The organism is Vibrio hibernica (genome assembly GCF_015223435.1).
GTDB lineage: Bacteria > Pseudomonadota > Gammaproteobacteria > Enterobacterales > Vibrionaceae > Vibrio > Vibrio hibernica.
Genome location: NZ_VHKO01000001.1, coordinates 104,297 through 128,575, shown reverse-complemented (window position 1 = coordinate 128,575; position 24,279 = coordinate 104,297). Strand labels below are relative to the sequence as shown.

25 protein-coding genes are annotated in these 24,279 nt (G+C 39.7%); 14 read left to right on the top strand and 11 right to left on the bottom strand.

The annotated features are described in order from the left end of the window. Window position 1: 1 nt before the first annotated feature. Entirely contained in the window at window positions 2–2,140 is a 2,139-nt protein-coding gene (gene nrdD / locus FH976_RS00545; RefSeq protein ID WP_194088952.1) for an anaerobic ribonucleoside-triphosphate reductase, read from the bottom strand. A gap of 307 nt (window positions 2,141–2,447) precedes the next feature. Between nrdD and FH976_RS00540 the strand changes: the two genes are divergently transcribed. Further along, the gene (locus FH976_RS00540; protein ID WP_194088951.1) at window positions 2,448–3,374 is read left to right on the top strand and encodes an endonuclease/exonuclease/phosphatase family protein; all 927 of its coding nucleotides are present in this window, start codon (window positions 2,448–2,450) and stop codon (window positions 3,372–3,374) included. A gap of 6 nt (window positions 3,375–3,380) precedes the next feature. Here FH976_RS00540 and FH976_RS00535 read toward each other — a convergent pair whose 3' ends face one another. From FH976_RS00535 to FH976_RS00525, 3 genes are all read right to left on the bottom strand, one after another. Next, window positions 3,381–4,862, bottom strand: coding sequence for an FAD-dependent oxidoreductase (locus FH976_RS00535; RefSeq protein WP_194088950.1), 1,482 nt, complete (start codon window positions 4,860–4,862; stop codon window positions 3,381–3,383). A gap of 349 nt (window positions 4,863–5,211) precedes the next feature. Next, the gene (locus tag FH976_RS00530) at window positions 5,212–7,734 is read right to left on the bottom strand and encodes an ABC transporter permease (RefSeq protein ID WP_194088949.1); all 2,523 of its coding nucleotides are present in this window, start codon (window positions 7,732–7,734) and stop codon (window positions 5,212–5,214) included. Beyond that, window positions 7,734–8,501 carry an ABC transporter ATP-binding protein gene (locus tag FH976_RS00525; protein ID WP_194088948.1) on the bottom strand — a complete coding sequence of 256 codons (768 nt, stop codon included), beginning with the start codon at window positions 8,499–8,501 and terminating at the stop codon, window positions 7,734–7,736. Before FH976_RS00525 ends, FH976_RS00530 begins: the two co-directional genes overlap by 1 nt. Here FH976_RS00525 and tesA point away from each other — a divergent pair. The 6 genes from tesA to FH976_RS00495 all read left to right on the top strand — a co-directional run bounded on the left by tesA (window position 8,500) and on the right by FH976_RS00495 (window position 14,259). Beyond that, entirely contained in the window at window positions 8,500–9,126 is a 627-nt protein-coding gene (gene tesA / locus FH976_RS00520; RefSeq protein ID WP_194088947.1) for a multifunctional acyl-CoA thioesterase I/protease I/lysophospholipase L1, read from the top strand. The two genes, FH976_RS00525 and tesA, sit on opposite strands and share 2 nt — an antisense overlap. A gap of 246 nt (window positions 9,127–9,372) precedes the next feature. Further along, window positions 9,373–10,596, top strand: coding sequence for an enoyl-ACP reductase FabV (gene fabV / locus FH976_RS00515; RefSeq protein ID WP_194088946.1), 1,224 nt, complete (start codon window positions 9,373–9,375; stop codon window positions 10,594–10,596). A 178-nt stretch (window positions 10,597–10,774) separates the two neighbouring features. Further along, complete coding sequence (locus FH976_RS00510) at window positions 10,775–12,427, top strand: ABC-ATPase domain-containing protein (RefSeq protein WP_194088945.1); 1,653 nt, start codon at window positions 10,775–10,777, stop codon at window positions 12,425–12,427. Window positions 12,428–12,521: 94 nt separating this feature from the next. After that, window positions 12,522–13,037, top strand: coding sequence for a YgjP-like metallopeptidase domain-containing protein (locus FH976_RS00505; protein ID WP_194088944.1), 516 nt, complete (start codon window positions 12,522–12,524; stop codon window positions 13,035–13,037). An 80-nt stretch (window positions 13,038–13,117) separates the two neighbouring features. Then, window positions 13,118–13,282: a hypothetical protein gene (locus FH976_RS00500; protein ID WP_194088943.1), complete on the top strand. Its 165-nt coding sequence runs from the start codon at window positions 13,118–13,120 to the stop codon at window positions 13,280–13,282. A gap of 170 nt (window positions 13,283–13,452) precedes the next feature. Beyond that, window positions 13,453–14,259, top strand: coding sequence for a Cof-type HAD-IIB family hydrolase (locus FH976_RS00495; protein ID WP_194088942.1), 807 nt, complete (start codon window positions 13,453–13,455; stop codon window positions 14,257–14,259). 152 nt (window positions 14,260–14,411) lie between these two features. Here the strand turns inward: FH976_RS00495 and FH976_RS00490 are convergent, their stop codons facing one another. The 7 genes from FH976_RS00490 to hutX form a co-directional block, all read right to left on the bottom strand. After that, a complete protein-coding gene (locus FH976_RS00490; protein ID WP_194088941.1) occupies window positions 14,412–14,885 on the bottom strand; it encodes a LabA-like NYN domain-containing protein in 474 nt (157 codons plus the stop codon). A gap of 57 nt (window positions 14,886–14,942) precedes the next feature. Then, window positions 14,943–15,317 (bottom strand): divalent-cation tolerance protein CutA, encoded by a 375-nt coding sequence (gene cutA, locus FH976_RS00485; protein ID WP_194088940.1) that lies wholly within the window; start codon window positions 15,315–15,317, stop codon window positions 14,943–14,945. A gap of 48 nt (window positions 15,318–15,365) precedes the next feature. After that, window positions 15,366–17,063 (bottom strand): SgrR family transcriptional regulator, encoded by a 1,698-nt coding sequence (locus tag FH976_RS00480; protein ID WP_194088939.1) that lies wholly within the window; start codon window positions 17,061–17,063, stop codon window positions 15,366–15,368. 164 nt (window positions 17,064–17,227) lie between these two features. Beyond that, window positions 17,228–17,464 (bottom strand): DUF3389 family protein, encoded by a 237-nt coding sequence (locus tag FH976_RS00475; protein ID WP_194088938.1) that lies wholly within the window; start codon window positions 17,462–17,464, stop codon window positions 17,228–17,230. After that, entirely contained in the window at window positions 17,464–17,883 is a 420-nt protein-coding gene (locus FH976_RS00470) for a hotdog fold thioesterase (protein ID WP_194089102.1), read from the bottom strand. Before FH976_RS00470 ends, FH976_RS00475 begins: the two co-directional genes overlap by 1 nt. Window positions 17,884–18,300: 417 nt before the next feature. After that, window positions 18,301–18,831 carry a heme utilization protein HutZ gene (hutZ, locus tag FH976_RS00465; RefSeq protein ID WP_194088937.1) on the bottom strand — a complete coding sequence of 177 codons (531 nt, stop codon included), beginning with the start codon at window positions 18,829–18,831 and terminating at the stop codon, window positions 18,301–18,303. A gap of 11 nt (window positions 18,832–18,842) precedes the next feature. Then, window positions 18,843–19,340, bottom strand: coding sequence for a heme utilization cystosolic carrier protein HutX (hutX, locus tag FH976_RS00460; RefSeq protein WP_194089101.1), 498 nt, complete (start codon window positions 19,338–19,340; stop codon window positions 18,843–18,845). Between the two features lie 201 nt (window positions 19,341–19,541). Here hutX and FH976_RS00455 point away from each other — a divergent pair, with 201 nt between their 5' ends. The 7 genes from FH976_RS00455 to FH976_RS00425 all read left to right on the top strand — a co-directional run bounded on the left by FH976_RS00455 (window position 19,542) and on the right by FH976_RS00425 (window position 24,191). Beyond that, window positions 19,542–19,811: a hypothetical protein gene (locus FH976_RS00455; protein ID WP_194088936.1), complete on the top strand. Its 270-nt coding sequence runs from the start codon at window positions 19,542–19,544 to the stop codon at window positions 19,809–19,811. 110 nt (window positions 19,812–19,921) lie between these two features. Then, complete coding sequence (locus FH976_RS00450) at window positions 19,922–20,272, top strand: energy transducer TonB (RefSeq protein ID WP_324187398.1); 351 nt, start codon at window positions 19,922–19,924, stop codon at window positions 20,270–20,272. Between the two features lie 2 nt (window positions 20,273–20,274). After that, window positions 20,275–20,970, top strand: a complete 696-nt coding sequence (locus tag FH976_RS00445; RefSeq protein WP_194088935.1) for a MotA/TolQ/ExbB proton channel family protein — start codon at window positions 20,275–20,277, stop codon at window positions 20,968–20,970. Further along, complete coding sequence (locus tag FH976_RS00440; RefSeq protein ID WP_194088934.1) at window positions 20,967–21,383, top strand: ExbD/TolR family protein; 417 nt, start codon at window positions 20,967–20,969, stop codon at window positions 21,381–21,383. The genes FH976_RS00445 and FH976_RS00440 overlap by 4 nt, the downstream gene beginning before the upstream one ends. 107 nt (window positions 21,384–21,490) lie before the next feature. Continuing rightward, window positions 21,491–22,282, top strand: coding sequence for a heme/hemin ABC transporter substrate-binding protein (locus tag FH976_RS00435; protein ID WP_228767301.1), 792 nt, complete (start codon window positions 21,491–21,493; stop codon window positions 22,280–22,282). Window positions 22,283–22,302: 20 nt separating this feature from the next. Then, window positions 22,303–23,364, top strand: a complete 1,062-nt coding sequence (locus FH976_RS00430; RefSeq protein ID WP_194088933.1) for a FecCD family ABC transporter permease — start codon at window positions 22,303–22,305, stop codon at window positions 23,362–23,364. Beyond that, a complete protein-coding gene (locus FH976_RS00425) occupies window positions 23,364–24,191 on the top strand; it encodes a heme ABC transporter ATP-binding protein (RefSeq protein WP_194088932.1) in 828 nt (275 codons plus the stop codon). Before FH976_RS00430 ends, FH976_RS00425 begins: the two co-directional genes overlap by 1 nt. Window positions 24,192–24,279 lie beyond the last annotated feature (88 nt).

Genomic DNA, 24,279 nt, shown 5'->3' with positions numbered 1-24,279 from the left:
TTTATAAGTGCTTAACACGGCGTTTCACTTCTTCTTGTTTACCATCGTTAAATGGCCGTGCATCAGGGCTGCCTAAATAACCACAGACTCTACGCGTTACCGAAACTTTACTCGAGTCGTGATTGCCACATTTAGGGCAAGTAAATCCTTTGCTAGTACATTCAAACTCACCGGTATAACCACATTCATAACACTCATCGATTGGTGTATTCGTGCCATAATAAGGAACACGGTTATAGCTGTAATCCCATACGTTTTCGAGCGCCTCTACGTTATGTTGCATATTTGGAAATTCGCCATAACAAATAAAACCACCGTTTGAGACTTCAGGATATGGCATTTCAAAATCAATTTTATCGTATGGGTTAACCGTTTTTTGTACGTCTAAATGGAAGCTGTTGGTGTAATAACCTTTATCGGTAACCCCATCAATAACACCAAATTCTTTTGCATCCAAACGACAGAAGCGGCTACATAAATTTTCACTTGGCGTTGCATATAAACTAAACCCATAGCCACTTTCTTGCGTCCAGCGATCAACCGCATCTTTTAAACGGTTGACGATTTTTAATGTTTTTTGACGGAGCGTTTCATCGTCATAAACATGCTTCTCACTACCAAACAATGCCGTTGCTGTTTCATGCAAACCGATATAACCCAATGAAATGGATGCGCGTCCATGCTTAAAGATATCCGCAATATTATCGTCAGCGTTAAGACGAACACCACAAGCCCCTTCCATATAAAGAATTGGAGCGACTCGTGCTTTAACATTTTCTAAACGATTAATTCGAGTATCTAATGCGCGTTTTGCTAATTTCAGTTTGGTCTCTAAAATAGTATAAAATGCATCTTCTGAGCCTTTTGCTTCAATCGCAATCCGGGGTAAATTGATGCTCACAACACCAAGGTTATTACGACCATCATGGATCAATTCACAATTCTCTTCATAGGCACCTAAAAAGCTACGACAACCCATTGGCGTTTTAAATGAACCCGTGACTTCAACCACTTTGTCGTAGTTAAGGATATCTGGGTACATACGTTTAGTTGCACATTCAAGAGCAAGTTGCTTAACACAATAATGCGGATCGGTTGGCTTATGGTTTAAGCCATCACGAATTGCGAAAACTAATTTTGGAAAAACGGCCGTTTTACGATTTTTACCTAAACCAGCAATACGATTACGTAAAATAGATTCTTGGATCAATCGGCTTGCCCAAGATGTTCCTAAACCGAAACCGAAGGTAACAAAGGGCGTTTGTCCATTGGCGGTATGTAGCGTGTTCACTTCATATTCCAATGATTGAAAAGCGTCGTAGCATTCTTTTTCAGTCTGTTGACGAGCAAACTCTTGTGGATTAGGAATATCCCATTGTTGAGCCAATTTTAATTGCTTGGCATGGCTGGCTTGAACGTAAGGCTCTAAAATTTCATCTATACGATTAATTGTCGTACCACCATAAATATGGCTGGCGACTTGTGCAATGATTTGAGCCGTCACCGCCGTTGCTGTTGAAATTGATTTAGGCGTATCAATTTCAGCATTGCCCATTTTAAATCCGCTGGTTAGCATGCCCTTAAGATCAATCAACATGCAGTTGAACATTGGGAAGAATGGTGAGTAATCCAAATCATGGTAATGAATATCACCAACCTCATGAGCAGTTACAATGTCACGAGGAAGTATATATTGTTTCGCATAATGCTTCGCGACAATACCCGCTAGTAGATCTCGCTGCGTAGGAATGACTTTTCCGTCTTTATTCGCATTTTCATTTAGAATGTCAGTATTATTTTGTGTAATTAATCCATCAATTTCTTTGGTTAATACACTCGTTTTTTCTCTGGCAATATCACGATCATGTCGGTATTCAATATAAGATCTCGCTAGGCCTTTATATGAGCCTTGCATTAACTCATTTTCAACTAATGTTTGAATCTCGTTGATATGAATTTCTTGTGGGTCAGCGCTCGCTTGGGCGGATAACTTAGCTTCTACGTTTTGAGCGACACTTTGAGCATAATCTTTTAATGCTTTATCTGAGTGTTCAGCTGCACTTTCAACAGCAGCAATAATGCGATTTTGATAAAATGGTACTTTTGCACCATCTCGTTTTATTACAATTAACTTAGTCATTACGTCTATCTCCACTGACAAATTACTATATATGGATATAAATCCAATCGAGACACAATATATAGTGTGCATTATCAATTTTACGACGAATGACTTCTTGATCTAGATCAATAGAAGCTTATAGATGATGAAGAACAATACGCTCTAAGTGATCCTGATCTCGGGTATGAAAGAAAACGCTCTTATTTAAATTTACATACTATTTTGTACGTTACCAAGTCGCTAAAATCTAGCTATTAAATTGCTACTTTGATCATTCATTTCATGTATAAAAATGACAATCTATTTCCTATTCAAAAGGACTACAATGTACTTTCTTAAAGGTCGGCTACATCTGATAATATTAGTGATTATTGGCGGAATTTTTTCCATTCATGCACAGGCAGATAATCTTAACGTTGTAACTTGGAATCTAGAATGGCTTACAACTAAACCCTCAAGCAAGATCCCTCAAAGCATTCGAAGTGAACAAGATTTTTACGCACTAAATGATAAGTTCAGAGCAATGTCGGTGGATGTTTTAGCTTTTCAAGAAGTCAATTCCATAACTGCAATAAAAAAAGTAGTCGGTCCTTTTTATAATATTTATCTTTCCGATCGTGCAAAGTCTGCATATCGTTCACAACAATTTTCAGATGTGAATCAATACACGGGATTTGCCATTTCCCAAAAGTGGCGCGCTCATGACCCAAAAGATTTGGTTTTATCGCCTAACTCAAAACTACGCTTTGGTACTTATTTGATACTGCAGCGAATGGGAGAACCCAACGTTCATTTATTATCCGTACATTTAAAACAGGGTTGTATTGGTAAGAAGTCGAGAAAAAAGGCGTGTCATCAACTTATTCAGCAAGGGGAAAAGCTTAACTCGTGGATGAAAGAACGAATTAGGAACAAAGAAACCTTTATTGTGATGGGCGATTTTAATCATAATCTATCTTTTCATGGTCACTCATCACAAAACGATTGGCTTTGGTTGGCACTAAACCATGGAATTGAAAAACAAGTTGAATTAGTCACTGCAACCACGGGGGCCGTCTGTCAGGTAAAATCTAAACATGATCCTAACTCTCTCTATCGTTACCCTAGCGTGATTGACCATATTATTGTCAGCAAACCAAGCCATACTTCTTATGCAGAACAGGTGTTATATAGTCGGCAAGAAGCGCTTGATCACCATTTAAGTGATCATTGTCCAGTCGCCAGCACTATTAATATACGTGGTATCGAATAGTCAAAATCAACCAGCTTGGTTTACGCCGCCAATTCCTGCGAGTGCGGTTGGATAATGCCTTTCTTCGGCTAATTCACATGCTCTTTCGAGTATTTGAGTGAGACCTAGCTTGGCAGAAACAGAATTAAGCACCAGTTCATCATCATTTTGAATATAACCTTTGCTACGTAATTCCGCTTCCACTTGCTTAGCCGCTTCAATGGCAGAAGAGGCTTTAACTATTTCTAATCGGGCGTAATTGTCGCCCACAAATGAAACACTAGCCGCTCGTAGCGAAATATCAGACCCTGGAACTTGTTGCGCACCAAATAAAGGTTTTCCACCTATTTTGGCATTAGAGAAACTGGGGATAAATTGCGCCATATGGGTAATGGCTTTATTGGTGCGCTCGATTTGTTCAGCCTCATCCCAACCTCTAATTATTTTATTAATAAGGTAAGCCGGTAATTTAGGTTGAGAGCTTTCTTCTGTTGATGTCGCCACACCATCACTAAACAAGGTAATATCTTCTGTCATACCATGAAGTTGAAAATAACCGTCAGGATACGGCGTTAATTGCGCCATCCCTTGTGGAGTACCACGTTCACCATGAAATATAACCTCTGGCCACATTCCATTATGCTCAGGCCATTGAGCGACATAAGCGGCTTTGAATTCAACTAAACGAGAGCGTGGTGCTTTAACCCAATCATCCACGGTTCCCGTTTGGTAGCCAGACGCATTAATTAAATAATCCACATCAACCGATTTATTCTGTCCGCTGGTGCCCGTCACAGGAGAAACTGATGGTTGAAAATGAATTTTCCAACCGGATTGACCCTTTTGATTAATTGACTCATTCACGCCAGTCACCGTGGTTCCAGTGTGAACATGGCAATTAGAAAGCTGTTGTAAAGAAATATTCACAGTCGCCGATAAGCGAAATACACTGAGCCCATATTCTTGCACTAACACCACTGGGAATTTAAGTAACTTCAAATCCACTTGTTTAGCAAAAGGGATCATCCATTCATCTAAACTGGTTTCAGTCATATCATCAAGACTCGGGGGATCCATTTCAGCCAACCTTTCAAGGTCAGCTTTAGAATAAAGCTTATAATAGTGACTAGGATTGCCAAGCACCTGATTAGACGAATCATTTACAACAAGTTCTTGATAGGCTTGCTGAATCACATCTAAGCGTGGAAGTAGATCTTCTGGCTGACCTTTATCTTTCTTTGGCACGGCAATAACCGTCGGGCGAATATTTAAGGTATGACGATAAAGTTTAACCGTTTCTATCGATTCTTTTAGCAGTTGAACACACTGCTGTTGCGAGATTTCACGATATAAATTGCCACCTGCGTGTAAGTGACAAATTGGAGGTCCGTCGACCAGACTAGGACCACGTTCAAAGATAGAAACGTTCAAACCCAACTCAGCAAAATGCAAAGCAGCCGTAGCACCTGCAATTCCACCACCAATAATGCCTATATGAGGTGCTGACATAGTATTAATTAACAATCCTAAACATAAACCCAATATTTGGGAGCATATAATTCACTACCATAATGCGATATCACAGTACGTTATGAAAACCTGACGATTACCCTATCATTTTACTCAAATTTTTCGAGAAATAATTGAAAATATATTAAATTATTTTATTAAAAATATTTGAAATAAACCTTGACTCAATCTATTCACTTTTCTGTTTTTTATGAAATGTGCATAACCAAATTTCGATAACAATTGTATCTCATGGTCTACAAGCCAACCGCCTTAAAATAGTAAATGAGTTATCCCAATCGTTATCCACCGTTTTTGTGGATAACTCATAATCCTATTAACACTTTTCCTAGTCGTTAACTTTATTCATTGGGATTAATAATTGACGAATTAGCGTTTTCAGCACCAAAGCTAAAGTAACAAAAGCCAATGCAGGGAGACTAATCCATAACCCCCAATGCCAACTAGGATCGAGCTCAAAACCCCACTTCATAATACTCGCGACACTGGCTTCTGCGCCCATACACGCCACTAGCCCTGCGATTAACGCCATAATTCCATATTCATACCACACCGTTCTACTAATGCGCTTACGACTCGCGCCTAACGTTCGGTACAAACGAATTTCTTGCTGACGCTGCGATAAGCTCAACCTAAGCAAAGTGAAAATAAGCAGTAAACCGGCCACCACGCCTAAACCTGCTAACACCGTGATCGACCAAACTATTTGAGTCAGCAGAACTTGAATTTTCCCTGCCATGGTTCGAATGTCCATCAAGCTCACGGTTGGAAAATCACGAGATAAGGTATTTAAAAAAGTATTGGCATCAATTTGACTATTAGTCGTAGAGGCCGACGCTGAACTTTCTGGCGCTTTAAAACTCACCAGCCAAGTGCCGGGAATATCTTTTAAAACATCAGGTGTAAAAATAAAGTAGAAATTCGGCTTCATTTCACGCCAATGCACTTTACGGATAGTGTTAATTTTGGCACTTACCGTTTGACTGCTGATCACAAATGAAACGGTATCGCCAATTTTTAAACCAAGATCGTCTGCGACACCAGATTCCACCGAAACACTCCCCGGCTCGCCCCATGTTCCTTCAAGTAAATCGTTACTTTCTGGCAACGTATCAGCCCAAGTGAAATTTAGTTCACGACGTAATGAATCACTTTTATCTTCACCATGCGCGTATTCTTTTGCATCCTCTCCGTTGATTTGGCTAATCCGACCACGAATGATTGGATACGCCTGTGAACGAATAAGCTTCGCATCATCTAGATGTTGTAAATACGCATCTTTTTCATAATCGGCAATGTTAAGTGCAAATACATTCGGAGCATCCGGAGGTAGGGTTTGCTGCCAATCACTGAGTAAATCACTGCGAACCAACCAAATCATCGCAATCAGCATTAATGACAACGCCAGTGCGCCAAATTGAATACCGCTCGCAATCGATGAGCGGTTAATCCGACTTAAAGCCAGTTTTAATGCTGGAGATGCGGGGATTTTTTGCAACAGGCGAGCTAAACACAAGCTAATAATAGCGAGTACAATAAACAGTATTACAATACTAACAAGCACCATCCACACCAAGGTATTACTACCGTAAGCCAGTATTAATAACCCCAATGGCAATAGTACTAAGCTCCATGCTTTCTTCGATATTCGAGTCGGTGTTGCTTGCATAACAGAGGCCGCAGAGGTGTTTAATAATCCTAACAGTGGGATCCCTAATGCGGGAATACCGATAGCAAAACAAGTTCCGATGGACAGTATTAACGGCATCCAACCATAACTTGGTAAAGGATCAGGCAATACATCGGTAAGAGGAATACGCAACAATATTTCCAATATGATGCCAATAACCGCCCCAGCGATCATGCCAATCACAAACAAGCTACCAATTTGCAGCGTAAGCCAACGAATAAGCCAAGGTTTTTGCGCGCCTAAACTTTTAAGCATGGCAATAGTTTGACGACGACTCGCAACATAATGTTGGCAGGTTAAAACTAACGTAATAGCCGCCATCACAATGACAATCGCCACGGTTAGAGAGAGATATTGTTTAGTACGGTCAAACACTTCTGATGTGCGACTCTGAGAGTCTTGATCAACCCAGCGATCGCTTGGCGTTAAAGACAGATCTTTTTTTAACCCATCAATTTGAGCTGTTGAGGCATTAATAAATAAGCGGAAGCTGACACGACTACCCACCTGTACTGCGCCCGTTTTAGCTACATCCGATTGATGAATATACACACTTGGCATTTGTTGAAATGGATTGAAGGCTAGCCCCGGCTCTTGGGTAATCTCCCCTGACACCTTAAAATCGGCATCACCAATTGTTACGCCGTCACCTATCTTAACTTGCAACTGCTCCATGACTCGAGGTTCAAGCCATAATTGATTTGAGCTGACATGGTTTAAACGTTCGTCACCACGTTGTAATTCCATATTGCCACGTAATGGATAAGCCGTATCGACCGCTTTTACCGTCACTAATTGCATGTGGTTGTCACTAAATGCCATCGTTGCAAAACGTGTCAGGGTCGCGGTAGTTAATGCTTGCTTGTGAGTTTCATCCAGTAAGATTTTAGGTAAAGGGTTCGATGATTGAAAAACGGTATCGGCTGTTAAGGCATTTTTTCCCTGCATAACCACTACTTGATCAAGCCTATCAGCCAAAGCTGCCAGACCAAACACACAAGCAATAATCAGCGTCAATGCCATTGCCACTGGCCATAATTGACCATGTTTGATTTCGCGCCAACTCCATTTTAATAACGCTTTGTTAGGTAAAGATCGCGCCGTATTAATATTTTTAGGTATCTCAGGGTTTTGCTCATTATTGACTGGAGAATGTTTCATTATTTCTCCTCAGAATCTTGGTCACAATGTTGTTCTTCTAAATATCCCGCTTGCATATGAAAAATACGGTCACAACGTTTGGCAAGATCGCTGTCATGTGTCACTAATACTAGAGTGGTACCGTGAGCTTTATTTAATTCGAACAATTGCTCAATAATGTTGGCTGCGGTAATTTGATCTAGATTCCCAGTCGGTTCATCAGCAAACAAAATCTGAGGTTTAATCATAAATGCTCGTGCTAGTGCAACACGCTGCTGCTCTCCACCGGATAACTGATTTGGAGTATGGTGAATACGATCTTTTAAGCCTACTTCCGTTAATAACGTTGTCGCACGCTCAATATTTTCATTTTCACCTTTTAATAAGCAAGGCAAGGTGACATTTTCTAATGCTGAAAGAGTGGGAATAAGTAAAAAACTTTGAAAAACGAACCCAATAGCATCACTTCTCAGCGCCGCTCTCGCTTCATCATCCAATTGAGACAACCGCTTACCCAATAAACTTATCTCGCCCGTTGTGGGTGTATCCAATCCCGCCAATAAGGTCATTAATGTCGATTTACCCGCGCCAGAGGTTCCAACTAATGCCACACTTTCGCCAGCATAAATAGAAAGATCCACATCATGTAAAATGGTTAGCTGTTCTTGCTTAGTACTAACCACTTTGGCAACACTTTGCGCTGTGATAACGGCTACCTTTTTAGGATCTGACGCGGTAGACTCAGTGATTATATCTGCGGATTTATTTGCTATAGGTGATTGAGACATGATGAGAATATTTTCCTTATTGATGATGTTATGTATAACGTCATTAGCACAAGTGAACATGGTGCAAGCAAGCCCAAAAAATCCAACCATTTTGATACTTGGAGATAGCTTGAGTGCCGGTTACCAAATGTCTATCGAACAAAGCTGGCCTGCGTTATTGCCGGATCAATTGCAAGCTAAAGGTATAAATGCCAAGGTTGTTAATGGCAGTATTTCTGGTGATACAACCGGTAATGGTCTTGCTCGATTGCCCTCACTACTAAACCAATATAATCCCGATTGGGTGGTCATTGAATTAGGGGCTAATGATGGGTTGCGCGGCTTTCCTCCTGCAACCATTACTCGTAACCTCACTAAAATCATTAAGCTGAGTCAAAATTCTGGTAGCCAAGTTGCGCTGATGCAGATAATGGTTCCACCTAATTATGGTAAACGTTATACCCAAGCCTTCTCTCATTTATACCCTGAATTAGCCAAACAACAAAACATCCCTTTGTTACCTTTTTTTCTAAAAGATGTCATCGTTAAACCTGAATGGATAAAAGAAGATGGTTTGCATCCAAAAGCGGAAGCACAACCGTGGATCGCCCAATTCATGGCGACTCAGCTGCAATCAATACTGTGAATGTAATGTCTAATACGAATTTGTGATGATAATGGTTCACTTGCGAATGAAGCTCTTTCATCCTGAGTAACCACGGTTATTGTTGATTTCATTTATGATCTGAAACAATTTTTTTCCTTTTATTTCGAAAAAAAGCCATTTATACCCTTTTCGCTCAATAAAAGTTTTCAAAAATAAATTTATTCTGAATCTATAATTTTTTATCAATATATTTCATCCAAACAAAAAGCATACATAGGATCACATATGGTCATTGAACCCATCATTAAAGGCGTCGTTGCCCGCTCTGCCCATCCTTATGGGTGTAGAGCTGCGGTTAAGCAACAAATTGATTACGTAAAACAAGCTGTATCAATCAAAAATGGTCCTAAACGCGTGTTAATTTTAGGGGCATCTTCAGGCTTTGGTTTAGCTTCACGTATTGCGCTTACTTTTGGTGGTAGTCAAGCTGATACCATTGGCGTGTCATTTGAACGCGGCCCCTCCGATAAAGGCGTTGGAAGTGCGGGTTGGTATAACAATATTTTCTTCAAGCAAGAAGCCGAAAAAGAAGGAAGAATTGCAATCAATATCGTAGGTGATGCGTTTGCCAAAGAAACTCGCGAGCAAGTCATCGAAGCAATTGAAACCTACTTTGAAGGTGAAGTTGACCTCGTTATTTATAGCCTAGCAACGGGAATACGCCCTGACCACAATACCGGAAATAAATGGGTATCGAGCATTAAACCAATTGGTGACAGCGTCACTGGTGCAACTGTGTTATTAGAAGATGACTCATGGCTTGAGAGTACTATTGAACCGGCAACGGATATTGAAATTGAATCTACAATAAAAGTCATGGGCGGCTCCGATTGGGAAAGCTGGATAGATACATTGATCAACAATGAATCACTCGCTGATGGCTGTAAAACCGTTGCATTTTCTTACATTGGCAGCGAGGCTAATTATCCTATTTATCGTGATGGCACACTTGGCTGGGCAAAAGTTGATTTACACCAAGCCAGTCATTCTCTTAACTTAAAAATGGCCTATTTTAATGGCTCTGCACATGTGAGCGTTTGCAAGGCTCTAGTGACCAAAGCCAGTGTGTTCATCCCAACATTAACGCCTTATCTCATTGCGCTATACAAAGCGATGAAAGATAACGGAACCCATGAAGGTTGTATTGAACAAATGCAGCGTTTATTTACCACCAAGCTCTATGGTCAAGAAATTATCCCCGTAGACGCTGAGCGTTTAATCCGAATTGATGATTTAGAAATGGATGCTAATATCCAAGCCCAAGTTAAGATCATGATGGAAAGCATGACTGCTGATAATTTTAAATCTATTGGTGATTATCAAGCAGTGAAAAAAGAATTCATGCAAACCAATGGCTTTGGACTTGAAGGTGTCGATTATACGCAAGATATTTCAATGGAAGAATTACAAGCGTTAGCAAAACAAACAACTAAAGCAAAGCCGATATAGGATCAAACTGTGATTGAGAGCCGAAGAAGATCATCTTAACCTTCTTCGGGTCTCGGATCCTGTCTTCCGGCACGATCACCTTCTCCTCTACGCCCTTAATCTCTTCGCCTAAAACCCAATTCAGGTTATACTCAGCGCCATTATTTTGCCCCACCTAAAAAAGCGAAACTGATATTCTATGGAAAACCTGATCTACACTCTGAAAAGCATCGAAAAACAAAACTATCGTGCCTATCAACAAATTAAAGGCCAATATAATTTTACTGATTTCGATCTTTTCATCGATACGGTTCAAGGTGATCCGCATGCCACCGCTTCTCGACTGCGCGCCAAACGTGCTTGGTCATTGACCGATCTACAATGGTTGCAACAAGAATCGGAAGATTATCAACGCGCTGCTCGCGATTATATTGCTCGTTATTTTTCTAAATTAGCACAACCAGAAGCCACGGTTGATATCGCATTTAATGGGCAAACGATCTTAGATCATACCGCGGTATTATTTACTGAAGATGGAATCGAACTGCGCTTTCGTGTGAACCTGCCTGCCGATGGTCGACAAATTTTAGGCAAAAAAGCCATTAATATTTTGACCTTCCATTTGCCGAAGTTTATTCGCCGCGCCACCCTTGCGCGTGAAATCGATATTGACGCTTTAAAACGTCATTGTGAAATTACTGAAGATCAAGTTGCCCTACGCAGTCAATTAGCGGCTAATAACTTAGTAGCATTTGTGGCCGATAACAGCGTATTACCACGCGTATCTGGTGATTGCGATCTGCCAATGAAAGAAGCCATTACTTTTAGCGCGCCAGATTCTTTAGCCATCACACTCCATACACCGCACCGTGGTGATATTCGTGGTTTAGGTATTCCTAAAGGCATTACCCTAATTGTGGGCGGTGGTTACCATGGTAAATCAACATTATTAACCGCGATTGAACGTTCTATCTATGACCATATTCCAACGGATGGCCGTGAATATATCGTTACCGATCCACAAGCAATGAAAATCCGAGCTGAAGATGGTCGCAGCGTTCATAATTTGAATTTGTCTAATTATATAAATCACTTACCAATGGGGAAAGATACCACTAATTTCTCAACCCAAGATGCTTCCGGTTCAACCTCTCAAGCGGCTTGGCTGCAAGAGTCTTTGGAAGCAGGTGCCAGTACGATTTTAATAGATGAAGATACCTCGGCGACCAATTTCATGATCCGTGATGAGCGCATGCAGGCATTGGTTGCCAAAGGTGATGAACCAATTACACCACTGGTGGATCGTATTGGTCAGTTGCGTGATGAACAAGGTGTATCCTCCATTATTGTTATGGGCGGATCTGGTGATTACTTTGATATTGCGGATACGGTCATTCAAATGCATGATTACCAAGTGCTTGATGTGACTCAAAAAGCAAAACAAGTAGTGAAGCAACATCCAAGTCAACGTAACCATGAAGTGGAAAACGAGCTTGTCGCGCACCCAGCCCGTTCATTCCAAAATGGTTGTTTGCAAAAAATCTTAGCGGAAGGAAAATTCCGTATTCAAGGGAAAGGCACTCATACCCTTCGATTTGGTAAAGAACACGTTAACCTTTCAGCTTTAGAACAAATGGAATCGATTTGTGAGTTAAATACCATTGGTTGGTTGTGGTTCTTATTATCACAGCAACCAGGTTGGAGCGAGAACCCGGCTCAAGCATTCGAACAATATTTAGCGGGAAACTGGCATCAAGCCCTGCCGAATAATGGTGATTTAGCTAAACCAAGAACGCTTGATGTAATGGCTGCGTTGAACCGTTTACGCAAAGCACAATTTAAAGCTTCATAATTCATACGGATTTAAAGCTAAACGCCTAGATAGAACACCACTCACCAAAATTGAACTCCCAGCGCCAAGGCTGTGAGTTCAAATAAGAATAAGTATGACCAATAACCCAACACTTAAATATCTGCAAGGCTATCCTGAACAAGTGTTAACTCAGGTCGAGCAACTGATCAACAATGATAAGTTAAAGTCATGGCTGAACTCTAAGTACCCTAAAATGCATGACCTCAAAACAGAAAAAGCACTGTATGAATACACGATACAAATCAAAAATCGTTATTTGAAAAAATCATCACCACTGTCGAAAGTCATTTACGATCCTAAAATCCATATCGTTAATCATGCATTAGGCTTACATACTTTTGTTTCTCGTAATCACGGTGGAAAATTAAAAGCTAAAAATGAAATCCGTATTGCTTCCATTTTTAAAGATGCTCCCGAGCCGCTGCTTAGAATGCTAGTAGTTCATGAACTCGCGCACATTAAAGAGAAAGATCACAACAAAGCTTTTTATGCTTTATGTTGTCATATGGAACCTGATTATCACCAGCTTGAGTTTGATGCTCGTTTGTTTTTAACTTATAAAGAAATCGTTAACATCACATTAAAATAATGTAGAAAAAACACACAAAAACTTGATCAAGTTCAAATAAAATGGTCTAATTGTGACGTGAATCACATTAAAGGCCAGGTATGAACACTATTACATTTACAGCAGAACAACCTAAAACAACCCTTAGCAATAAATTGAAAAGTGCAATCAAAATTGCGCTGCATGTTGGGTTGCTTTACGGTTCTGCTTTTGTATTTATCGCACTAACAGCATTCACTTGGATTAATTTCAAATTCATTTACTAAACTGTTAATCTAACGACTCTAGTTAGATTAGGTTTATAGCCGATAACATAACGCCTACTCTGTTATGAAGTAATCAACTTCATTGATAGATGGGCGTTTTTTATTGGATTTTATATAATAAGCCTCAGCTTCCTATATGATTTTTATTCCATTATTGAGTGAGTATTCAAATGTCATCACCTACAATCAAATTCATTGCGACCGATATGGATGGGACTTTACTGGATCAACATGGCAAGTTAGATCCTGATTTTTTCAACGTTTTTGCCCAACTTGAAGCCCAAAACATTATGTTTGCTGCCGCATCTGGGCGTCAATATTACAGCCTAGTGGAAAGCTTTCTTCCCATAAAAGATAGAATGATGTTTATTGCTGAAAATGGCACTTTAGTGATGCATCAGGATAAAGAGTTGTATAGCTGCACCATCGATTCCCCTTCAATTAAAGAAATCATAAAGCAAGCTCGTACCATTGCGGGTGCATACACTGTTTTATGTGGTAAAAAATCGGCTTATATTGAAACACAAGATCCAAAGGCATTAGAAGAAATACAAAAGTATTACCATCGTTGTGAATATGTCAATGACTTGCTAAGCGTTGAAGATGAATTTATCAAGGTCGCGATTTGCCATTTTGATGGAACCGCTGAAAATGTTCACCCAACAATCAATAAGCTCTTTGGTCAAAGCCATAAAGTAGTAGTAAGTGCAAAAATTTGGCTCGATATTATGAACATCAAAGCATCTAAAGGTGATGCTATAAAGCACCTACAAAACACATTAGGTTTTAGCTATGAAGAAACCATGAGTTTTGGTGATTATTTTAATGATATTGAAATGCTGCAAGCCAGCTACCATTCCTATGCCGTTGATAATGCTCACGAAGAAGTGAAGAGATTTGCCCGTTTCAGTGCACCTAGTCACCGAGATTCTGGTGTATTACAAGTTATTCGTTCTTATCTTGTATCACTAGAGTAAACGAACTCACTTTGGGTATCAGCGGTGACATTCGCTCTATTTAAAGACTCATTACTGGTGTTTAGCACGCGTAAAACTACCAGTAATGATATTCTGATACCGCTTTCAATAATGAGAACTCTTAATTAAAAGCGGCTTCATATTCAAATCTATCAGAGTAGTAAATCTGCTTGAATTGGGAAATATTCATCTGCCGCTTCAATCAATGAATTTGCCGTTAAACCAGGAACGCCATACACTTCCACTTTCTTACCGTAACGTTGCTGAATACGCTTAGCGAGTAAGTCAAAATCACCATCGCCAGATGCAATCACTATCACATCCGAAATTTCGGCTAATTCAATCGCATCCAACGCAATACCAACATCCCAATCACCTTTAGCGGAACCGTCTTGTCTTTGAATAAACGGTTTCAGTTTCACGTCAAAACCAATTCCGCGTAAAATATTGTGGAATTGTTTTTGCTTATCATCACTGCGAGCAATCGCATAAGCATTGGCATGAATTAAAGTTCGTTCTTTCATCACTTTTGCCCAAAAGGCATTGTAATCAAAATGACGATGATAAATATCACGAGTGGTGTAATAAATGTTTTGTACATCAACTAAAATCGAGACGGTTTGCATAAAAATCCATAGTTAAAAAATAATTGGCTGACAGTGGCCTAAGTTATAATAGATGAGCTAGGAGATATCAGGTTGAGCGTGTTTATTGATCCATTGCAAATATTCAAAGTATCCCGTTTCTATTGGTAACATGATAATTTGCGGCACTTGATAAGTATTTAGGTCCAGAATCAAACGTTCTACTTCTTTATACTGAGTCTTAACCATTTTAATAATAAGCAAGGATTCTTGATCGTGATTCACTTCACCATGCCACTGGTAATAACTTGAAATAGGTAAGACTTGCACACATGCAGCTAGTTGCTTTTCAAGAAGTTGCCTAATAAGTAACTGTGTAATTTCATCATCGTTCGTTGTCGTAAGCACAACCGCACAAGGTTGTAATCGACCCTGATCATTTTTTAAAATATTGCTATCGGTGATAACACTCATGACAGTCTCTCCTTTAAACAATTTCTAGATTACGCTCCTTTGCGCTAATTATTCAGGTTTAACCCAAACTTGGCTAAAATCAAACCAACCTAACGCATTACAAGTAGCATTTTGTAATGACCCACAATGGTCTTGACCTACCCCTAACCAGCAATGGAACATTGGAATAACTTGCTTACTTTGTACTAACTCTTTCGCTAATATTTTGGCAGGAAATGACGCTAAACTCTCGCTCCGCCAATCATTAATTAAATTCTGCCAGTTGTTAAATAACTCCGGTTTGCTCATTTTATCTATATCACTATAGCCGAGTAACCAACCCATCAACGCATCTTTTCGATTATTGGCTAATCCCATTGGTTTAAGCCAAAGATCGATTTCTTGAGGGTTTTCAACTTCAATATCATATTTTATCGTTCGGATCTGAAGGCCATCTTTTTTCAATAATGATTTAATCGCGGCAACCACATGAGGAAATAAAGGATGCATAGAGTGATACGCAACCGTGATCATAGGCTTTGACATCTCCTCACCAAATGGTAACCGAATGTCAGTATGATAAGTGCCACTGTGATGCCACCCCGGCTTTAAACCGTGAGCATGAAGCAAGCCAAGCTCGATTACTTTTTGATTCGGTATTTCTCGTAATAAACTAAAGGAATTCAAACGGCTCGCAAAGTATTCCGCCCAAAGTGGATCTTTCGCCAGTCCCGTAGATTGATTTAATAATAAGTAAGTACAGCCAGGATCAAGCTCAACATCAATAAATTGCCCTTCTTTGGGTTTCATTGGGTTGGTTAAACTCGGGTAAACCATCGAAGAATGTGATTCATCAATCACCCATACTTCCACTCGCTCAATAAGAGGTCGGTAACCAAAATATTGATCATGCGCTTCTAGTACTAATCGAGTTTCATCATTGCGAGTAACTCTATATGGCCCTGTACCATTTGGGATTAAATCAAATAAGTCTGAGCGCTCTGAAGTACTAGGCAGAATTTTAGCCAATGTTTCTGTTAATAATAATGGTAAATAGTGGTCTGCTTTATTTAATACAATATCGAGCGTATTCGTTGCTGGTGACATAACCGATTCGATATGTTGAAACAGTAACATCGTGCTCATTTTCTCAATACTTTCAATAACGTCATTCATTTGTAAACGATCACCACTATGAAATCGTACTCCTGAACGTAAATAAAAGCGCCAGTGTGTTGGGGTAAGCATTTCCCAATGGTGAGCAAGATCGGGCTGAACATTTTCTTGTTCATCAAGCTTTGTCAAACCACTAAATACTTGATGAATAATATGTTGTTCAGAGCGACGAGTAGGTTTAACAGGATTCAAATTGGCAAGTTGACGATAATAAGGCAAACGAACAACCTGCTCGCCTTCTAAATGACTGACCCCCAAATAACTTTGAAATATTTGCGTTAGGCGAGAAGGGTCATTATCTAATACCGATAGAGCATGTCCAATCTTACCTTCTTCCAAATATCGCTTAGCAAGGTTTTCACTCACATCATATTTATTACGTTTAAAAATAAGCTGCGATTGTTTTCCACGTCCCGCCGCTGGGATCCACTCTATCCAGTCCTCATCGGCTAATTTATTCAAAACAATACGAGCATTACGGCGTGTACAACACAAAATATCAGTCAAATCATCGAGCTGAATAGAAGTATCTTCACCTTGAAGATGTTCAAACAAACGTTCAAATTGAATACGTAAACGAGGACTGCTCATAAAGAGGAAACTCAACTATCTTAAGTCAGAAAAATATTTCCTAGATTAGCACGCTAAACTGAAGAATTCTTTGGTTAAGTGTCAAAGAATGTACGAAGAAATTGCCTTATTATTTATTATTTATTATTTATTATTTCATGAATGTCCGTGATGTAATAAATCCATCACTCCTGAATCGGCGTACCAATAAAATTAGAAAGCTGCTGTAACTGCTCTTGAGAATCAAGCTGTACTGACCACTGACACTGCATATCATAGGCGGTAACAACATTAGCACCACGGCCAATCAAGGTTAATGCATCGGTTTGAGCTTGTAATGTCACCAACCCAACGCCTGTTAGCCGTACAACGACCTCGTGCATATTAGCAATGACTTTACCGTGTGAGAATTCAATGATCATTATCGAGATTTCACTGCCATGGTTATACGACTAGTACAAAGCAAGCGCTTGTCTTCATCAACAATTTCAATCTGCCATACTTGTGTTGATACACCAATATGAATGGGCCATGTGGTACCAGTGACTAAGCCGCGGCGTTTGGCTCTGATGTGATTGGCGTTAATATCTAATCCTACGCAATACGAGTTATCATCCACACACATATTGGCTGCTAATGAGCCTAACGTTTCAGCCAATACAACCGATGCGCCACCATGCAACATGCCAAGAGGTTGATGAGTAGTATGATCAACCGGCATAGTCGCACTAATGGTGTTATCACCTAAATCGGTATAAACAATATTTAAATGCTCCATCAACGTATTCTTAGAGCTCGCATTCAAAATATCGAGATTAACTTCTTTCTTCCAAATCATAATTATCCCATTCTTTTACTATTAGGCATTCAATCAGTGTATGAACTGAAACAAATAATTCGGTTTACCATATTCTTATCTATAGGTAACTGCAAGATAACCAATTAAATACTGATATTCATATCAATAAATAGCAATACTTTAAAGCGGTTCACTTTTTAGACTCACATTAGATATTCAAATATAAATCTGAAAAATGATTGCACAAAACACGAAGTAAATCTCATATACAAATGTTCAAAATATACTATTGTTAATCTAAGTGTATTATTTATATACAATAACATCCCTAAATAATGGGAGAGCTACAATACCTTTGCTTGCAAGAATGAAAAAAGGGTCAGTTCATATGAGCTGACCCTTTTTTTATTTATTTTTCGCCTTAAGGCTGATAATCACATTATAGATAATCGATGCTGGTTAGCTATTAACTACTTTCTTATGCCCTTGTTCTAAATGAACCACATCAACTAAATCATCACCAGAAACTTGAAAGGCTTGACCAAAACCTTTTACGAATAAACCTTTCTCTGGCTTTAAGCAAAAAAGTTTAAAGTCCTCTAACTGGCTGAGGCTTAATATTATTTCACCGAAACGAACTTCCATTTGCGCAATAGCGGCTTGCCATTGAATGCTATTTCTCTCAACAACACTTGCCACTGCATCAAAAGTTAAACGTTTACGAGCAAAAAGTTGTTTCGCAGACACTTCATCTTCAATTAGCATTAAAGAGACATTGGGAGTATCTAGTAAGTTTCGTGCATGGCGAGCAATCTCTGAGATCAGAACAAAGTAACCGTCTTTATTCGACACAAAGGGTGCGTAGCTCACATTAGGTTTACCATCTCTATCAATGGTAGCAAGCTGAATAGTTTTTCTTTCATCTCTAAACTCTTGGATTTCTGGGCCTAAACGACCTTGTAATCTTTCCTGCTTAACTTCGTTTTGCATAATTTATCCCTTTATAATGAGTTCAATGAGGATTGAAGTTGTTTAAATTTTTCTACCTGATCTGGAAACAACACGCGTTTATTGTCTCGGCCTAAATAAACTTTAAAAATACTGTCACCTTGTTGATCAAAAAAGCCAAAATAATAGCTTTCTTTTCCACGGAACAACTTGGAAATAAGAGCTACTTTAGACATGCTTTCAAGCTTTAAATGCCCGTGTAACTCACCTTCTCGCCCCATTAAATTATAATAACCATGCGCTACCTTTCCTTTTGGAAACGGAGCTTTAACTTCGAAAATAGAGCCACTTGAATGCACAATACTGGTCATCGGCCCCCAACCAACCAACTGCTCTAAAATACTTTGTGCATGGCTTCCACTAATAATCACTGCCATCTCTTTAGGTAATGATAAAACCACCTCAAGCTCTGAAATATTGAGCTGTTGAGCAATGCTAGCAGGCAATAAGCTAGGGTCCTCAGTAATGGCCGTTAATACTGCACCCTTCATGCTATCCAGCTTTACTTCTGTCACATCACTCTGCTGACTTAATTCCATTCGTACCTATTCCATTTAATAACCAACTATTTTTGTATAAAAGCATCATAATTTCACGTAAATAATAATGCAAATGATAATTGATATTATTTGCATCTTGATCAATAATTCCCGTCATTACGTTTCTTCTAAGATCATTGATAAGGATATCTTGTGAATTTCAGTCGCTATACATTTTCAGCTGCCATCGCGATTGGCGCACATGTATTAATGGTAACTCAGTTAGATGATCAAAAAGCCTATGCTATGCCGGCAGGCAGCAATAGCACTAAAGTATCGATTAATTTAATCGCTGCATCACCAAGTGTAATGTCCAATTCTTCAGCAGCGCCATTGACTAACGTGCAAAAAAAAGCCACTCCTGTAGAACCAAAGCAAACCGCGCCCAAATTGAAACCGATAGCTGAAAAAAACCGACATTAAGTAAACCACTTAAACAAAACCATCCTTCGATTAAACCGGTACCAAAAAATAAAGTCACTACAAAAACATCGACAAAGCCAGTTAAAAGCGTCAAAAAAATCGATACCCCAGTGACGAAAACAGAACACTCTACCAAAATGATGACCAAACAAGATGCTAAAAAAGGCGTCAGTGAGCAGCCCATTTTGATCGATCAGCCTGATTTCATTTCACCACCTACCAAGCCCCGCTACCCTCGTCTAGCTCAGCGCAAAGGGATTGAAGGGACTGCAACCTATGAAATCTGGCTGGATGAGACTGGCCAACAGATTAAACGCACATTAGTTTCATCATCAGGTGCCAATATGCTAGATGCAGCGGCACTTGATGCAATTAAAAAATGGAAATTTACCCCAAGAAAGGTAAACGGTATTTCCATGGCACATCGTGTCCAGATCCCTATTCGATTTAAGTTGGATTAACAATGGTATTTATTTTACATATTCAAGCACAATTCGGTTTAATGGCGTGGCCATTAGTCATCTGCTCACTCCTAACTCTTATTATCATAATTGAACGCAGCCTCCATGTTGTGCTCAATTTACATATTGGGCGCAAGCAAATGGCCCAGCACTTAAATAATGTTGACCGGAATGATTCATCCCAAATATTTAAATTATCAGAACAATTATCCGGCAAGAAAGCATTGCTCTATCAAGGTGCAAGTCTATTACTTCGTCAGCAACATACCCCAAAAGCATTACGTGAAGATATTGCCGAAATGTGGTTACAAGAGAAACGATTGCAACTTCAAAGTGGTTTGAAGTTATTAACGCTGATCGGTGTAATTAGCCCATTAATAGGATTATTAGGAACGGTATTAGGCTTAATCGATATGTTCAAAGGCGTTGCAGCAAGCACGGGTAATATTACCCCCAATGATCTGGCCGATGGCTTAGGACTTGCAATGAGAACAACGGCTGCAGGTTTGATTGTTGCTCTACCCGCAATCTCAGCAGCGCAATTATTCACACTTTGGTCTGAACGAGTAATATTTCGTTTAGAGCATGGGTTAAATCGTCTTAATTTATGGTTAGAAGGTGTTGATCTTACTCCAAGTAACAGAGCGCATTTAGATACGGTGACGAATACTGACATTAATACAGTCGAACTATCATGATCCGCTCACAACGGTCTGATTCAACAGCAGGACTAACGCCAGATCTGACCCCTTTATTGGATATTATTTTTATCGTCATGGTATTTTTACTTCTCACCGCTTCGGTAAAATTAAGCTCTCTAGAAGTAGATCTTCCCAATTCTGAACAATCGGCGACTCAAGCCGTTGATAATAAATCGATCACACTGAATATCTTAAAAAAAGCACCTTTCTGGGCTATTGATGGCAAAGCAATGTCAGATTGGGAGAGCTTCCAATTAGCCTTAGTTGAATTAGTCAAAACATCCCCAGAAAAGCCAATCGTAATAGCGGCGGATAAAAGTGCAGAAATCCAGCATATCGTCAAATTATTCGCCTTTTTACATCAGCATAATATTGCTGCTACACAAATCCTCATGGAAGACCCTAAATGATGAATTTCAAACCATTAATTACGCTACTTAAATCTTTTAATATCGGCATTTTTTTTCATCGATTAACTTTGAGTGTAGTTCTAACATTCTTGCCACAAACAGCGGTAATGGCTGCTGAACGAATCATAAGCGCAGGTGGCGCTGTCACTGAAATAATAGAAGCTTTAGGCGCGAGTGATCAACTAGTTGCTATCGATCTAACGAGTACTCAACCAACAAAATCTGAATTACCAGTAGTCGGTTATCATCGCCAGCTTTCAAGCGAGGGTTTACTGGCTCTCAATCCAAGTAGAATTATTGGATCCGATGAAATGGGTCCGGCTTCGACACTCAATACATTGAAAGAAGCTGGCGTGAAAATAAATGTGGTCAATAGCCAGAGTGATATTGATGGATTATTAACACGAATAAATGAAATTGCTCAACTGACACATACACAATCAAAAGCCCAATCATTAGAACGAGATATTCAAACGAAAGTGGCGCAGTTAGAACAAAAAAATCTTGCGCAGCAGAAAATAGCATCTGCGAAAAAGATTCTTTTCTTACTGATCCATGAAGGGCGGCCTGCCAATGTTGCGGGAAGAAACACTACCCCAGATGCCATTATTAAACTTGTTGGTGGTGTTAATCCAGCGGCTGAAAAATTAGAGTCTTATAAGCCAATTTCAACTGAAGCCATGATTGAAATGCAGCCTGATATTATTTTAGTTAGCGGTCGTAGCTTTGATAAATTAGGTGGCGCGGACGCTATCTTGAAAAAAATGCCACTGCTGGCAGCAACACCCGCTGGTCAATCTAAAAGTATTATTACCATTGATGGTCATGCTTTAGTCGGTGGTTTAGGGCTAAAAAGCTTAGCCGAAGCAAAACGAATCCAAACTCTCATTTATCCTTAACTTATTAGACAGGAAGTAACATGTTACGCCATATTCCTTTTAGCCTTCTATTTACGGCATTTACATTGTTACTGTGTATGATCATCGTGATCTCTATTTCTGTCGGCCCTATGAATATTTCGTTTAGTCACAGCCTTCAAAGTAGTATTCAAAATATTTTGCCTACGTTTATGACACCAAAGATACACGATTTGCCGATACATGTTGAGCTTATCATCCAACAAGTACGCTTACCTCGCACACTGTTATGCTTATTAATTGGCGCAATTTTAGGCTTATGTGGCGCCGTCATGCAGGGGCTATTTCGTAATCCATTAGCCGAACCAGGAATTATTGGGGTGTCATCTGGCGCGGCACTTGGCGCGGCGCTCGCCATTGTTTTCTTCGCTGAATTAAAACAAGACTATCCGCTATTTATGGATATGGCCGCTGTTCCAATTTTTGCTTTCTTAGGTGGTGCATTGACGACCATCATTGTTTATAAATTAGGTACGAGCCAATTTGGTACTTCCGTGACCGTAATGCTACTCGCTGGAGTCGCAATAAGCGCATTATCGGGTGCCGCGATAGGTTATTTAAACTTTATTGCAGACGATCAAATGCTGAGAGATTTATCTCTTTGGTCAATGGGCTCGTTAGCGGGTGCTACCTGGGCCGGAATTGGTTTAGCCGCTATAACATTAATCAGCTTACTGGCATTTTTTATGCGACAAGCCATGCCACTCAATGCCTTATTACTCGGTGAGGCTGAAGCCATTCATCTTGGCGTTCCAGTCCAATCATTGAAACGTAAATTAATATTATTAACCGCCGTCGGTGTCGGCGTTACAGTGAGTTTAAGTGGCATGATAGGGTTTATCGGACTCGTCATCCCTCATCTTGGACGAATGTTAATTGGTCCAGATCATCGCGCACTACTCCCATTTTCAGCCATTTTAGGCGCGTTATTACTAACATTAGCGGATATGTTCGCACGTGTTGCCGTAACACCTGCAGAATTACCGGTTGGTATTGTGACGGCAATTGTGGGTGCCCCATTCTTTTTATACCTTCTGTTTTCCCAAAAAGGACGGATTGTTTAATGTTGACTACTTCAGCACCTTTAGCTACCGCCATTAAAGCTCGTCATATTCATCTACAATTTGGCAATAAGCTTATACTAAATGATCTTAATTTAGATATTTACCAAGGACAAGTGACCGCTTTATTAGGCCCGAATGGAACAGGAAAAAGTAGCCTACTCAAAATTTTAAGTGGTGAACAATCGCTTTCCAAGAAACCTAAATTAACTAATAACGATCAAGAGCCAACTTTGCATTATTTTGGTAAAGCACAGCAAGATTGGGATAAATCTCAGTTAGCCAAACAGCTTGGCATGTTACCTCAACAAAGTACGCTTACTTTCCCATTTTTGGCTAAAGAAGTCGTGGAGTTAGGGGGCATTCCATTAAGTCTGAATAATCACGATTTAAAGCAAACGACTCAAAAAACCATGGCAACCGTTGGTATTTCTGATTTAAGTGAGCGCTCTTACCCTTCACTGTCGGGAGGAGAAAAACAACGAGTTCATTTAGCTCGGGTACTCACTCAATTAAGCAGTGCAGCCGATAATTGTATTTTTATGCTAGATGAACCAACGTCGGCTTTAGATTTGGCCCATCAACATAGAACGCTATCTTTAGCGAAAACAATGGCAGATAACGGTGCTACCGTCATTATCGTACTTCATGATTTAAACTTAACGGCGCAATACGCGGATCGGATCTTATTACTTAACCAAGGAGAAATCATTGCAGATGGCACTCCTTGGGAAACATTAACCCCAAAAAATATTTCACAAGTCTACGGGTATCCAACATTTATTCAGCCACACCCTACTTATGGTTTTCCCGTCGTTTATCCGGTATAGGTTTTACCTCACAAGGACAATCTTTCAGAAATTAAACTATTGTTTGATTTTCATCATGGTTATTGGCTAGTTTTGCAAAAAAATGAGG